The sequence below is a fragment of the Endothiovibrio diazotrophicus genome, from assembly GCF_054657215.1.
Window position 1 is genome coordinate 14,343 of sequence record NZ_BAAHXB010000036.1, and the last position, 13,995, is coordinate 28,337.

General features: G+C 69.8%; 8 protein-coding genes. 6 read left to right on the top strand and 2 right to left on the bottom strand.

Annotated elements, in window-relative coordinates:
* Window positions 1-263: 263 nt before the first annotated feature.
* The 4 genes from ACYQ2W_RS11010 (at window position 264) to ACYQ2W_RS11025 (ending at window position 5,555) form a co-directional block, all read left to right on the top strand.
* A complete protein-coding gene (locus tag ACYQ2W_RS11010) occupies window positions 264-1,142 on the top strand; it encodes a class I SAM-dependent methyltransferase (RefSeq protein WP_459866434.1) in 879 nt (292 codons plus the stop codon).
* Window positions 1,143-2,807, top strand: a complete 1,665-nt coding sequence (locus ACYQ2W_RS11015) for a B12-binding domain-containing radical SAM protein (RefSeq protein ID WP_459866437.1) — start codon at window positions 1,143-1,145, stop codon at window positions 2,805-2,807.
* Between the two features lie 230 nt (window positions 2,808-3,037).
* Window positions 3,038-4,696: a B12-binding domain-containing radical SAM protein gene (locus tag ACYQ2W_RS11020; protein WP_459866440.1), complete on the top strand. Its 1,659-nt coding sequence runs from the start codon at window positions 3,038-3,040 to the stop codon at window positions 4,694-4,696.
* Between the two features lie 514 nt (window positions 4,697-5,210).
* Window positions 5,211-5,555, top strand: coding sequence for a hypothetical protein (locus ACYQ2W_RS11025; protein ID WP_459866443.1), 345 nt, complete (start codon window positions 5,211-5,213; stop codon window positions 5,553-5,555).
* A gap of 162 nt (window positions 5,556-5,717) precedes the next feature.
* On the opposite strand, the gene ACYQ2W_RS11030 is transcribed toward ACYQ2W_RS11025, so the two are convergent.
* Both ACYQ2W_RS11030 and ACYQ2W_RS11035 read right to left on the bottom strand, forming a co-directional pair.
* Window positions 5,718-6,173, bottom strand: a complete 456-nt coding sequence (locus ACYQ2W_RS11030; RefSeq protein WP_459866446.1) for an REP-associated tyrosine transposase — start codon at window positions 6,171-6,173, stop codon at window positions 5,718-5,720.
* 558 nt (window positions 6,174-6,731) lie between these two features.
* Window positions 6,732-9,617, bottom strand: a complete 2,886-nt coding sequence (locus tag ACYQ2W_RS11035; RefSeq protein WP_459866449.1) for a TIR domain-containing protein — start codon at window positions 9,615-9,617, stop codon at window positions 6,732-6,734.
* A 175-nt stretch (window positions 9,618-9,792) separates the two neighbouring features.
* On the opposite strand from ACYQ2W_RS11035, the gene ACYQ2W_RS11040 reads away from it, so the two are divergent.
* The gene (locus tag ACYQ2W_RS11040; protein WP_459866452.1) at window positions 9,793-11,409 is read left to right on the top strand and encodes a B12-binding domain-containing radical SAM protein; all 1,617 of its coding nucleotides are present in this window, start codon (window positions 9,793-9,795) and stop codon (window positions 11,407-11,409) included.
* A gap of 316 nt (window positions 11,410-11,725) precedes the next feature.
* Entirely contained in the window at window positions 11,726-13,885 is a 2,160-nt protein-coding gene (locus tag ACYQ2W_RS11045; protein ID WP_459866455.1) for a cyclic nucleotide-binding domain-containing protein, read from the top strand.
* The last annotated feature ends 110 nt before the right edge of the window (window positions 13,886-13,995 follow it).

Below are 13,995 nucleotides of genomic sequence, written 5' to 3' on the forward strand. Positions count from 1 at the left end.
TCCTGGTTGCTCGCCGGGATAACGGTTAACTGATTGGTTTTACTGTATTTCGATGTTTTGTCGCGAGGGCTGCTGCTATCCTCGACCGATGCCCCCGGATACCGGCGGTATCGTCACCGGGTCTGGAACAATCGTTTGGTAATGGATCACCAAACGAACGAGAAAGATTGATCCATCGGAGTTTCCCCAATGGAGAATGGCTCCATTTCCGATACCCTGGATTGAGAGCGGTCTGACTGCCGCGCACCAGCGAGAGCCGCCCGATGAAAGAGGAACAAGCCAGCTCCACCGCCTTCACCGTGTTGCAGGGGATCCTGCTCACCGCCTCGAAGCCGATCTACGCCGGAGTGGTGGCGGAGGAGGTCGAGGCGGCCGCCCGCGAGATCCTCGCCGCCTCCGAGGAGGGGCGGCGGCGTCTGCAGCAGGTGGAGAGTCCGCTCTACCGCACGCTCGCGCCGCTGGCCGAGCGGCTGGCGTTGCCCGGCTTCGCCCTCCACTACGTGCTGCGCAAACGCTTCATCGAGGAGGCCGCGCTGAAGGCATTGGCCGACGGCTATACCCAGGTGGTGAGCCTCGGTGCCGGCTTCGATACCCTCGAATGGCGGCTCCATCGCCAGCACCCCGAGGTCACCTTCATCGAGATCGACCACCCCGCCACCAGCGCGGTGAAGCGCGAGGCGTTGAAGGTGAGCGGCGAAAACCTCCACCTGCTGGCGGTGGATCTGGCCGAGCACGACCTGGAGGCGGTGCTCCGCGATTGCACGGCGTTCGATCCCGCGCGGCCCACCCTCTACATCTGCGAGGGGGTGCTGGTCTACCTGCCGCCGGATGCCGTGACCGGGCTGTTCGCGACCCTCAAGCGTCTCTCCGGCGCCGGCACCCGTTTCGTCTTCACCGCCGTCTCGCCGATCGGTTCGCCGCGCAATAACACCGGCCCGCTGCTGCGTCTCTACCTCGCGCTGAAGAACGAACCCCTGGCCTGGAATCTGGAGCAGGCCGATCTGGAGGCCTTCGTCACCCTTCAGGGTTACCGGCTGATCGATCAGGCCAACGACGCGGATCTCGCCCCCCGCTATCTGCCGGGAGGGCCGGCGGGTCCTCTGCACCAGGGCGAGTTCCTGGCGCTGGCGGAGGCCGAATAGATGGCCGGACGCCTGCGCATCCTGCTGATCCAGCCCTCCCACTACGACGCCGAGGGCTACGTCATCCAGTGGTGGCGCACCTTCACCCCCGGCCATGTGATGATGGTGATCAACGGCATCCTCGCCGACGCCGCCGGGCGCGGCGCGCTCGGTGCCGACGTGACCATCGAGCGGCGGGTGATCGACGAGCCGACGGAAGTGGTCCGCCACCGCCGCGAGATCGCCTGGCTGCGCGGTGCCAAGCGCGCCGCGGTGTTCCTCACCGGGGTGCAGACCAGCCAGTACCCGCGGGCGGTGGATCTGGCCCGCCCGTTCATCGCCGCCGGCATCCCGGTGGTGATGGGCGGCTTCCACGTCAGCGGCGTGCTGGCGCTGACCCCGGACTGGGACGCCGGCCTGCGCGACGCCCGCGAGGCGGGGATCGCGCTCTATGCCGGTGAGCTGGAAGAGGGGATTGACGAACTGCTCGGCGATCTCTGGCGCGGCGAGGTGAAGCCGCTCTACAACCACCTCGCCGACACCCCCGCCCTCGACCAGGCGCCGTTGCCCGACCTCGACCTGCCCACCGTGCGCCACACCGTGCGCCACCTCGCCGGCATGGACCTCGGCCGCGGCTGCCCCTACCTCTGCTCGTTCTGCACCATCATCAACGTCCACGGCCGGCGCATGCGCGAGCGCACCGTGGAGGGGATGCGCAACTACGTCAAGGCCAACTGGGCCAACGGCATCCGCCACTACTTCATCACCGACGACAACTTCGCCCGCAACCCGCAGTGGGAACCGCTGCTCGACGAGCTGATCCGGCTGCGCGAGGAGGAGGGGATCGCGCTCGACATCCTGATCCAGGTGGACGTGCGCGCGGCGAGCATCCCGCGCTTCGTCGAGAAGACCCTCCGCGCCGGCTGCGGACGGATCTTCCTCGGCATCGAGAGCCTGCGCGAGGACAACCTGGAGAGCGTCCACAAGAAGCAGAACAAGAAGGTGGAGATCAACCGCATGATCCTCACCTGGAAGCGCGCCGGCGCGATCATCTACCCCGGCTTCATCTTCGGCCTGCCCAACGACGACCGCAAGCGGGTGATGGAGGACCTGGAGCTGATCAAGAACCACCTCGCGGTGGACATCGCGGCGTTTGCCGTGCTCACCCCCTACCCCGGCTGCAAGGACCAGCAGATGATGCTTGCCGCCGGGGTCGAGATGGACCCCGACTTCAACCGCTACGACACCGAGCATGTGGTGGTGGACCTGCCCAACCACAGCCGCGCGGAGTGGCAGGCGATCTACCACGAGGTGTGGCGCAGCTACTACAGCTTCGAGCACATGGAGACGGTGCTTAAACGGGCGATGGTCAGCGATCTGCCGGTGAAGGAGGTGTTCAAGTCGCTGCTCGGCTACTCGGTGGGCAGCCAGCTCGACGCGATCCTCCCCCTCGGCGGCGGCCTCGGCCGGCGCCGCGTGCGCACCGACCGCCGGCCGGGCCTGCCGATCGTCCCCGCCTGGCGCTTCTACCCGGCGCAGTGGTGGGGGACCGCCCGCTACTACGCGCGTCTCTCCGTTCACATGGCGCGGATGTACCGCACGCTGTGGCGGGCCAAGCGCGAGGTGGCGCGGCATGGCTACACCGACGAGGCGTTGGCGCCGGTCTCCCATGAGGGCGAGGCGTAAGCGATGGTCTTCCTTTCCCAACCCTCACCAACCTCTCTGGTTACGACGCTCCGCGTCGTAACCTCTGCCCGGACGCTCCGCGTCCCAGCCATACGTTCGGCAGCTTCGCAGTCGAGTCGCTGTGCCGTGCCGGAACGTGAGTATCTCCCCCCGCCACGACGCGGAGCGTCGAACCGGACGTTCCCACGCAGAGCGTGGGAACGAGAGGGAGTGGGGGAGGTGGCGAAGTCGTGAGTAAACGCCGCCTCCGCCTGCTGCTGGTCAAACCCTCCCACTACGACGACGACGGCTACGTCATCCAGTGGTGGCGCAACCTGGTCCCCGCGCAGACCCTGGCGGTGCTCAACGGCATCCTCCACGACGCCGCGGTGCGCGGCCAGCCCGCCGATGGGGTGAGCATCGAGTGCCGCCCGGTCGACGAGACCGCGATGGTGATCAATACCCGCCGCGAACTGCGCTGGCTGCGCCGCGCCGAGCGCGCGGCGGTACTGCTGGTGGGCGTGCAGACCAACCAGTACCCGCGCGCGGTGGACATCGCCCACCCCTTCGTCGAGGCCGGCATCCCCGCCATCATGGGCGGCTTCCACGTCAGCGGCGTGCTCGCCATGACCCCCGACTGGACGGAGGGGCTGCGCGACGCCCGCGAGCTGGGCATCACGCTGTTCGCCGGCGAACTGGAGGAGGGCATCGACGAACTGCTGCGCGATCTGTGGAAGGGGCGCCTCAAGCCGCTCTACAACCACCTCGACCGGCTGGTCGACCTGGAGCGCGCGCCGCCGCCGCTGATCGACCCGACCACCACCGGCAAGACCCTGCGTAGGATGGCCGGCATCGACCTCGGCCGCGGCTGTCCCTACCTCTGCTCGTTTTGCACCATCATCAACGTCCAGGGCCGCCGCCCGCGCCAGCGTACCGCCCGGATCGCCGCGGAGTACGTGCGTCGCTGCGCCGCGCAGGGGGTGCGCGACTTCATCGTCAGCGACGACAACTTCGCCCGCAACCGGAACTGGGAGGCGATCCTCGACGAGCTGATCCAACTGCGCGAGGTGGAGGGGATCCCGCTCGACCTGTTCATCCAGGTGGACGTGCGCGCCGCCGGCATCCCGCGCTTCGTCGACAAGGCGATCCGCGCCGGCTGCCGGCGGGTCTTCATCGGTGTCGAGTCGGTGCGCGACGACAACCTGGTGGAGATGCGCAAGAAGCAGAACAAGCGCGCCGAACTGCAGCAGATGGTGCTCACCTGGAAGCGCGCCGGGGCCATCGTCTACGCCGGCTACATCATCGGCCTGCCCAACGACACCCCCGAGCGGGTCGCCGAGGACGTGCGCTTCCTGATGGAGGAGGTGGCGATCGACGTCCCCGAACTCTACATCCTCACCCCGCTGCCCGGCTCCGAGGACCACCAGCGGCTCCTGGCACAGGGCGTCGCGATGGACGCCGACCTCAACCGCTACGACACCGAACACGCGGTGATCGACCACCCGCACATGAGCCGCGCCGAGTGGGAGGCGCTCTACTGGCAGGTGTGGGAGTGGTACTTCACCCCCGAGCACATCGAGCGCCTGCTCAAACGGGCGCTGGCGTCAAACCTCTCGGTAAAGGACGTCTTCAAGAGCCTCCTCGGCTTCTACGCCGCGATCCACTACGATCGCGTCCACCCGCTGCAGAGCGGCATGGTGCGGCGCAAGGTGCGCACCAGCCGCCGCCCCGGCCTGGCCGTCGAACCGGCGTGGCGCTACCACCCCCGCCGCTGGTTGGAGATCCTGCGCCTCCAGAAGGAGCTGATCGCCTACAGCTGGCGCATGTACCGCCTCTACTGGCGGGTGAAGAAGGCGTACGCCCGCGACGGCTATCGCGAGGCGATGCTGGAGCTGGGCGAGGAGCGCTGATCCCGGTCGATACCAGCCCCTCTGGTTACGATGCTCCGCGTCGTAACCTCTGCTCGGACGCTCCGCGTCCTAGGAGCCTGTCGGACTATGGATGAATCGGCCGCGAAAGCGGGATGGCGGCCCCACTTTTCCGAAAATCCTCGTCAAATAGCTCGCTATTCTCCTCGAATTCTCGAAAAATTGGGGCCGCCCTCCCACTCCCGCGACTCGATCCCCCATAGTCCGACAGGCTCCTAGCTGCACGTTCGGCCACTTCGTGGCCGAGTCGTCGCGCCGCGCCGGAACGCGGATGCCTCCGCCCCCCACGACGCGGAGCGTCGAACCGGACGTTCCCACGCAGAGCGTGGGAACGAGGGGGAGGCGAAGAACGAAAGCGGCGGGCTTGGGGCTTTGATGCACAATGCCGAATACCACCATCCCGTTCGACCCGGATTCCACGGGGGCATGCGCAAGTGCCCCCGTTCGCGTCGGCGAAGCCTCACCGACCTACGCCAAATCACCGGAGGTTGAAACCTTGAAACGCATTCTCCTCACCATGACCCTGCTGCTCCTCTCCCTCACCGCCACGGCCGAAGGCGACTATCCCTTCGACCCGGTCGGCGTCTGGCGCATCGCCCACGGCGACGGCACCCCGATCCTGATCACCGCCCGCGCCGACGGTCGCGCGACCAGCGACTGGGACCAGGGCGAGGAGGGGACCTGGACCTTCGAGGGCGAACGCCTCCACTTCGCCTGGAGCGACGGCTGGCACGACTTCATCTACCGCGAGGGAGAGGGCTTCGCCAAGGTCGCCTACGGCCCCGGCGCCCCGCTCAGCGGCCCGCCGACCAACCGCACCACGGCGGAAAAGGTGAAGTAACCACCAACCTCCCCTGTAGGAGCGGCCCCCAGGCCGCGATAGTGCGGAGTGACACCGCTTGATCACACCGGCGGGGTGGCACGGAAAAGGCGCCCGGCTTCCGCACCCTGCTCACTCCAAGTACCTACATCCCTGTAGGCAATCGCGGCCCGGGAGCCGTTCCTACAGCCAGATCGCATCCCACAGCGGGTAGTCGCCGATGCGGGTTACCAACCCGGCCCGCAACGGATTGGCGACGACGTAGCGCGCCAGCTTCACCAGCTCCTCTTCCCGGCGCAAGGCGTGGTCATGGAATCCCCGCTGCCAGACGGGGCCTCCGTTCCCCTCCCGCCGGTTGATCCTCTGCGCGCTGAACGCCTTCACGTTGCGCACTGCCCGTTCCAGCGTCACCCGCTCGCGAAGCTGGAGCAGCCAGTGGAGATGGTCCGGCATCACCACGAAGGCGAGGGTCTCCGCCCGTTTCGTCTCACACTGCATCGCCTTGACCACCTCCCGTCCCGTCGATAGGTCGGCAAAGAGCGGACGACGCCCGATGGTGATGGTGGTGACGAGGTAGATCCGCCCCGTTTCCGAGACCCGCCCCTTGCGGAGATTGCGGCCGTGCGGGCGGTGGTCCATGGAAGATCCTTTTCCGGAATGGATGCTGATAATGCCATTAACGATACACCAAAAGGTGAATGTATCCCCTGTAGGAGCGACCCCCAGGCCGCGATAGTGCGGAGTGACACCGTTCGATCCCACCGGCGGAGGTTCGCGGACAGGGCGCCCGGCTTCCGCATCCTGCTCACGCCAAGTACCTACATCCCTGTAGGCAATCGCGGCCTGGGAGCCGCTCCTACAGCCAACGGCGGAGCCGGAGGGCGTTTAGTGCACCGCCACCCCTCCTCTTTGTAGGAGCGGCCCCCAGGCCGCGATAGTGCGAAGTGCCGCCGTTTGATCCCACCGGCGGAGGTTCGCGGAAAAGGCGCCCGGCTTCCGCATCCTGCTCACGCCAAGTACCTACATCCCTGTAGGCAATCGCGGCCCGGGAGCCGCTCCTACAGCCAACGGCGAAGCCGGAGGGCGTTTGGTGCACCGCCGCCCCTTTTTGTAGGAGCGGCCCCCAGGCCGCGATAGTGCGGAGTGCCGCTACCTGATCACACCGGCGGGGGTTAGCGGAAAGGGCGCCATCGCGGCCTAGGAGCCGCTCCTACGGGGGAGGCCGGCAGCGCGCTCCGCGTCCTCCAGCTCCGGCAGGCGGCGGAGGTATTGGCACGCCTCGATCAGCTCGCGGGCCTGCCGCAGGTGGTCGCGGGCGTCGGGGCGGTCGGGGAAGAGGCGGGCGTGGTGGAGGTGGTAGTCGGCCATATGGAGGCGCATGTTGCCGCGGGCGGCGATGCGCCGGGCCTCGGCCAGGTCCGCCGCGGCACCGGCGGGGTCGCCGAGGGCGTGGCGGAGGTGGGCGCGGGTGAGGAGGGCGTGGGGGAGCATGTCTTGGTCGCCAGCGGCGCGCAGGCCGGTCACGGCCTCTTCGGTGGGCTCCGCGGCGGCCTCGGGGGGGCGGCCCTGGAGGCGGGCGGTGTAGAGGGCGCAGCGGGCCAGGGTGAGGTGGTCGAGGGCGATGTCGAGCATGGAGTCGGTGGGTAGGCGCCACTCAATCATCTTGGCTCCGCGCTCCGCCACCGCCTCGCACGCCCGGATCGGCGCCGCCTCTCCCGTCCCGCGCCAGGCCGCCCGCTCGGCCTCGGTCAGCAGCCGGTCGCAATAGCGGAAACCCTGAAGCGAGTAGAGGAGCGGGTAGCCGGGCTGCCACTCCGCCTGCATCGCCTCGGCCTCCCGGAAGCGCTCGGCCGCCTCGGCGAACTCCCCCCGCTGGTGCAGGGCGTCGGCCAGGGTGGTGCGGTTGACCATGCGCTGGAAGGCGTCACCGCTACGGTCGGCCAGCTCCACCGACCGCTCGGCGGCGCCCACCGCATCATCGATCCGGCCCAGGGTCAGTTGCAGCTCGCTCAGGTTGCCGTAGGAGGTGGCGGCTTCCTGTTTCGCCAACCTCTCCGCCCCGGCCTCCATGGGCTCCAGGGCCTCCTCCAGCCGGCCCAGGGCGCGCAGGCGGGTGGCCGCCTCGTTGAGCAGCCACGCCTGGGCGGCCTCGCTCAGGGCCGGGGCCGGTCGCCGCCAGGGCATCTCGAAGAGGCAGGCCACCGCCCCCAGGTCGGCACCGAAGGCACCGAGCTGTCTGGTACTGTAGAAACCGCCCGATCCCGTACCCCGCAGGACGCGGTCGCGGTAGACCTCGGCCCGCGCCTCCTCATAAAGCCCCGCCAGACAGCCGTGGGCCACCGCCTGATAGAGGGGCTGGAGGGCGGCGAGCCCCTCGGGGTGGTGGGGGGCGCTCCCCTTGAGCTGCTCATAGAGCCGCCGGTGCCCCTCGCGCCACGCCGCGGGTTGCTCCTTCGCCAGCCTCCGGGCCAGATACTCCCGCACCAGGGGGTGGGCGTCGAGGGTGCCCGCCGCCTCGCCGCTCCCTTCGCCTTCGAGGAGCAGGCCGCACTGGCGCAGCCGGGTCAGGGTGGTGTTCCATTGGGCGGGGCTCAGCCCCACCAGCGGTTCGGTGAGCCCGGCGATGGCCGGTTCGGCGCGCAGCACCGCCAGCCCCGCCGGGTGGGCGGGACGGTCGAAGAAGCCGAGCAGCCGCAGGGCGGCCAGCTCCCGCGCCCGCTTCTCCCCCTCGCGGACGAACCAGGTCTCGTAGGCGGCCATCACCTTGAAGGCGTGGCCGTCGGTGGTTTCGGTGTCCGCCTCATGGAGGTCCACCTGATCCCGTTTGCGGATATCCCCCCCGTAGGCGAGGGCGAGATAACGCCCCAGCAGCGAGAGGGTGAGGGCGTGGCCGCGGACCGCGCGGGCCGCCTCCTTCAACTCCCCGTCGCCGGCCTCGACGGGGGCGGCCCCGGCGCGGTTGGCCCCCAGGGCGTGGAGCAGCTTGGCGCCGTCGGCCTCGCTCAGCTCGCCCAGGTCGATGGGCGCCACCGCGCCGTGGGGACAATCGGCATCGCGCACCTCGGGGTTGAGGTCTTCCAGCCGCTCCCGGCTGGTGACCACGCAGAGGCCGGGCTGGCCGGCGCGGGCGAGGTGTTCCAGCAGGGTCTTCAGGCCGGGGGCGCGCAGCTCGCCGGCGAGCGGTCCCGGCGGGTACTGCAACGGCTCCACCCCGTCGAGGATCAGCAGGGTGCGTTGGGCGGCCACCGCTTCGGCGAGCTTCTGGCCCTTGGTCCAGGGATCGGCGTTTTCCGCCACCTCGACGCCGAACCACTTCACCGCTTGGTCGAGGAAGTGCTCCTCCGAGGCCTGTCGATCTTCGCCGGTGCCCTGGCTATAGAAGCTCCAGCCGTAGACCCGCCGGGCGCCGCGCCAGTTGTCCCGGCGCAGGGTGCCGAGCCAACGGTCCACCAGGGAGGTCTTGCCCACCCCGCCGGGGGCGATCAGCTCCACCACGGTGATGCCGTCGGCGGCCTCCCAGGCGTCGTCCAAGGTCGCCAGCTCCACCTCGCGGCCGAAGAAGTGATCGGCGCCGCGGGGGAGGTGGATCTCCACCGCGTCGGGGGGCAAGGGGAGGGACGGGCCGGTTGCGGCGGTGGGCTGGCCCCGTTGGGTGAGTTTGTGGATCTCTCCGGCGAGTTCACTGAGCGCCTGTTCGGCGTCGTGCTCGCTCATGCCGGAGAGGGGGCGGCCGTCGGTGGGGCGCACCTGCAACAGGGAGAGCCAGGGGAGCTGTTTCCACTGGCAGGGGGAGAGGATGAGGGGGATCAGGCGCACCCCGTCGCGTCGGCGGCGTTCGAGCAGGGCGGTGACCTCCTTGCGCAGGATGTAGTCGGAGGTGAGGGAGTGGGCTGAAACGAGCAGGAGGGCGATGTTGCACCATTCGAGCGCTTGCGTGATCTCCTGTTCCCATTCGTCACCCGCCATGATCTGGCGGTCTTCCCACAATTCGATGCCCTGCTCTTCCAGCACACCGAGCTGGCGAACCACTCGCTCTTTCCACTTCTCGTCCCGGTGGCTGTAGCTGATGAATACCCGCGCCATATCGTCCCTCGTATTCCCTGCTCGAAAATCGCTCCGCACCGACGGATGTGGGAGTTATCCGCCCCAATCCCGTGAGGATATCACCGGGAATGCCCCAACTCCGCCGCCCGCTGTGGCGAAAGCCGCCACGATACCCGAGAATGACCCCGTTCACCCCGGATCGCTCCCCCACCCCGTGACACCCGCCAGCCCCACCCTGCGCATCCTCCTCCTCAAACCCTCCCACTACGACGAGGAGGGTTACGTGGTGCAGTGGTGGCGCGCCCTGGTGCCGACCCAGGCGCTGGCGGTGATCAACGGCATCCTGCTCGATGCCGCCGAGCGCCAGGTGCTCGGCGCCGGGGTGGCGCTGGAGGTGAAGGTGGTCGACGAGATCGCCACCGTGGTCGAGCCGGGTGAACTGGCCCGCTGGCTGGGCGGCGCGGAACGGGCGCTGGTGATGCTGGTGGGGGTGCAGACCAGCCAGTATCCGCGGGCGGTGGATCTGGGGCGCCGGTTCGTCGCCGCCGGCATCCCGACCCTCATGGGCGGCTTCCACGTCAGCGGTATCCACGCCCTCACCCCACAGTGGGGCGACGGGCTGGCGGCGGCCCGCGAGGCGGGCATTGCGCTCTTCGCCGGCGAGCTGGAGGAGGCGGTCGACGGGCTGCTGGCGGACGCCTGGCGCGGCACCCTGAAGCCGCTCTACGACCACCTCCAGCCGACCGTCGACATGGAGCGGGCGCCGGCCGCGCGGATCGATCCCGAGACCATGGCCAAGGTGTTCCATGGCCTTGCCGGCATCGACCTGGGGCGCGGCTGCCCCTTCCTCTGCTCGTTCTGCACGGTGATCAACGTCCACGGCCGCAAGCCGCGCCAGCGCCCGGCGGAGGCGGCGGTGGAGTATGTGCGCCACGCGGCCAAGCTGGGCATCCACCGCTTCCTGGTGGTGGACGACAACTTCGCCCGCAACCGCCACTGGGAGGCGATCTGCGACGCGCTGATCCGGCTGCGCGAGGAGGAGGGGCTGGCGGCGGAGCTGTTCATCCAGGTGGATACCCGCGCCACCGCCATCCCGCGCTTCGTCGAGAAGGTCGCCGCCGCCGGCTGCCGGCGGGTCTTCATCGGTATCGAGACGGTGCGCGAGGACAACCTCAGCGCGGCGGCGAAGAAGCAGAACAAGGGGGCGGAGTTGGGTGAGATGGCGGCCGCCTGGCGGCGCGCCGGGGTGATGATCTACGGCGCCTTCATCATCGGCTTTCCCCACGACACCCCCGAGCGGGTGGCCGAGGACATCCGCTTCCTCCAGGAAAACGTGGCGATCGACATCCTGGAGTTCTTCATCCTCACCCCGCTGCCCGGTTCGGTGGACCACCAAAGGTTGTTAGCCTCCGGCGCCGCGCTCGATCCCGATTTCAACCGCTATACCGATGAGCAGCCGGTGAGCGGGCATCCGCTGATGGGCCACGACGAGTGGCTCCAGCTCTACCGCGATGCCTGGGATTGGTTCTACAGCGACGAGCACCTGGAGCGCACCCTGCGCCGCGCGCTGGACGATGGGCTGCCGGCGAAGGAGGTGCTGGCCAGTTGGGTGCTCTATTACGGGCTGCCCCGTTACGAGGGGGTCCATCCGCTGGTCGGCGGGCTGATCCGCCGTCGCCGCCGTCATCAGCGCCGGCCGGGGCTGCCGCTGGAGCCGGTGTGGCGCTTCTATCCGCAACGGGCCTGGCGTACGCTGCGCGCCCAGGTGGGTTTCCTCCTGTTGTCCCTGCGTGCCCGGCGGGTGTTGCGTAAGCTGCTTCGCGAGCGATGAAGGCGGAGATGGCTAAGGGCTCGCGAAAGAATAACTTCCTGTTTTGGGACGCCGATCCGCTCCGCCCGGCGGCGTTGCGCAAAGGGTTGCATACAACGAGTATGCGCCCCTTTGCGCGCCTTGCCGGACGGGCGTCTCGACGCCCCAAAACAGGAAGTTATTCTTCCGCGAGCCCTAAGGCCGGATTTTCCATAGGGCGGGCCGTGCCCGCCGCGGCGTTGAATCTCGTGGCGAGGCGAGGTGCCGGCGGAGAGGCCGCGGCGGGCACGGCCCGCCCTATACGGTGCCGCACGGGACGCAACCAGAGATCCTTCGCATGAAATCCATCGGCCCTCTCTCCGTCGACGAACTGGAGCGCTTGGTGGAACGCCCTCCCTTCTCGCTCCTCGACACCCTCGCCCTGGAGACCCTGCTGCACGGTGCCCGCGAGGTCCACGTCGAGGCGGGTGAGCGGATCGCCGAGGCGGGCGCGGCGCAGCCCGATCTCTATCTGCTGCTGGAGGGGGCGGCGGCGGAGGGCGAACGCCCGCTCCACCCCGGCGACCTGCTCGGTGCCGCGACCCTGATGGAGGGGCGCTGCTGGCCCGCCGAGACGACCGCCCGTGAGCCGCTGCGCCTCGCCCAACTCGACGGCGCCTCCCTGCGCCGCGCCTGCTGCACCGCCGGTGCCGCTCTGGAGCGGTTGCCGGCCCTGCGCCCGCTGGTGCTCGAACAGCGCTACCTCAGTCAGGCGCTGCGCGACAGCGTGGTGTTCAGCGACCTGGAGCCGCCGCTGCTGCGCGACCTGGAGACCACCATGGCGCTGGCCACGGTGCGCGCCGGCGCCCCGGTACTGCGCGAGGGGGAGCCCTCCGACAGCATGGTGATGGTGGTCAGCGGTCGCCTGCGCGCCTCGCGTACGGTCGACGGGGTGACCGAGAGGCTGGCCGAGATCGGCCCCGGCGAGGGGGCCGGCGAGGCGGGCATGGTGCTGCGCCAGCCGCGCTCCGCCGACGTGGTGGCGGTGCGCGACTCGACCCTCGCCTGGCTGCCGCGGGAGCCCTTCGAGCGGCTGCTCGCCCGCCACCCGGTGGCCCTCAACCGGGCGGTGGCGCGGGTGATCTTCCAGTTCGCCCGCGGGGCGGTGCGGCCGCTGCGCCACAGCGCGCGCACCCTGGCGGTGGTGCCGCTGCACGCCGGACCCGCCGCCGGCCGCTTCGCCCGCGAGCTGTGCGACGCGCTCTCCTCCGCCGGTCGCGCCCATCTGCTCACCCCCGCCGAGGGGCGGGCGCTGCACGCCGGCGAGGGGGCCGCGGCGATCGGCCGGCTGAGCGACCTGGAGCACCGCTACGACTACCTGATTTACGAAGCGGAGGCGGAACCCACGCCGTGGAGTTGTCAGGCGGCGCGCCAGGCCGATCACCTGCTGCTGGTGGCCGACGCCGGCGCCGATCCCGCCCCCTGGCCGATCGAGCGGGCGCTCGCCGGCGAGCCCGGCTTCGGCGTGGTGCGCAAGAGCCTGGTGCTGATCCACCACGCCCCCGGCGGCGCGCCGCCGCCCACCGGGCGGTGGCGTGCCGGGCGCGATCTGGAGCGGGTCTACCCGCTGCGCGAGGGCGAGCGGGGGGACGTCGAGCGGCTCGCCCGCTTCCTCAGCGACCGCGCCGTCGGCGTGGTGCTCGGCGGCGGCGGCGCCCGCGGCTTCGCCCATATCGGCGTGCTGCGCGCCCTGGCCGAGGCGCAGATCCCGGTGGACATCATCGGCGGCAACAGCATGGGTGCGCTGATCGCCGCCCAGTACGCCCTCGGCCTGCCGCTCGCCGAGATCCAGCGCTGGACCCGCAAGTTCATCCTCGCCGGCGAGATGCCGGCGCTGCCGCTGGTCTCGCTGGTCGCCGGCCGGCGGCTGGAGCGCGACCTGCGCGCGCGCTTCGGCGAGACCGCCATCGAGGCGATGTGGCACCCCTACTTCGCCGTCTCCTGCAACCTCAGCCGGGCGGCCATGCGGGTCCACGACGAGGGGCCGCTGTGGCAGGCGGTGCTCGCCAGCAACTCGCCCGCCGGCATCCTGCCGCCGGTGGTGCAGGGGGGGGATTTGCTGGTCGACGGCGCGCTGCTCGACAACGTGCCGGTGGAGGCGATGCGCGAACGGATCGGCGGCGGCCCGCTGATCGCGGTGGACGTCGACGTGCGCGAGGAGCTGAGCGTCGACCCCTCGCTCAGCCGCATCCCGGTGTGGCAGGCGCTGAAGCAGCGGCTGCGCGGCGTGGAGGCGCCCGAGCGCCTGCCCGGCATCGTCGATCTCCTCACCCGCGCCGGCCACATCGGCGGCCTCGCCCGCCGCGAGCGGCAGATCGAGCTGGCCGACCACTACCTGCAACCGCCGGTCTCCGGCTTCCCGATGCTCGGCTACCGGCGCAACGAGGAGATCGCCGAGGTGGGTTACCGTTACGCCGCGGTACAGATCGCTGCCTGGGACTCCCTGCCGGGGCGTTGAATTCGGCCGTAGGTCGGCGCTACCGCGCCGACGTAAACGGAGGCACCGCTTCCACCGGTTATGCCGTGCCGTCCGGATGGAACGTCCCGTCCGGCACGATCGTCATGGCC

Bases quoted from the DNA above. Each gene is read 5' to 3' on its own strand.
- ACYQ2W_RS11010 (WP_459866434.1), top strand. From the start codon at position 264: ATGAAAGAGGAACAAGCCAGCTCCACCGCCTTCACCGTGTTGCAGGGG.
- ACYQ2W_RS11015 (WP_459866437.1), top strand. From the start codon at position 1,143: ATGGCCGGACGCCTGCGCATCCTGCTGATCCAGCCCTCCCACTACGAC.
- ACYQ2W_RS11030 (WP_459866446.1), bottom strand. From the start codon at position 6,173: ATGGACCACCGCCCGCACGGCCGCAATCTCCGCAAGGGGCGGGTCTCG.
- ACYQ2W_RS11035 (WP_459866449.1), bottom strand. From the start codon at position 9,617: ATGGCGCGGGTATTCATCAGCTACAGCCACCGGGACGAGAAGTGGAAA.
- ACYQ2W_RS11045 (WP_459866455.1), top strand. From the start codon at position 11,726: ATGAAATCCATCGGCCCTCTCTCCGTCGACGAACTGGAGCGCTTGGTG.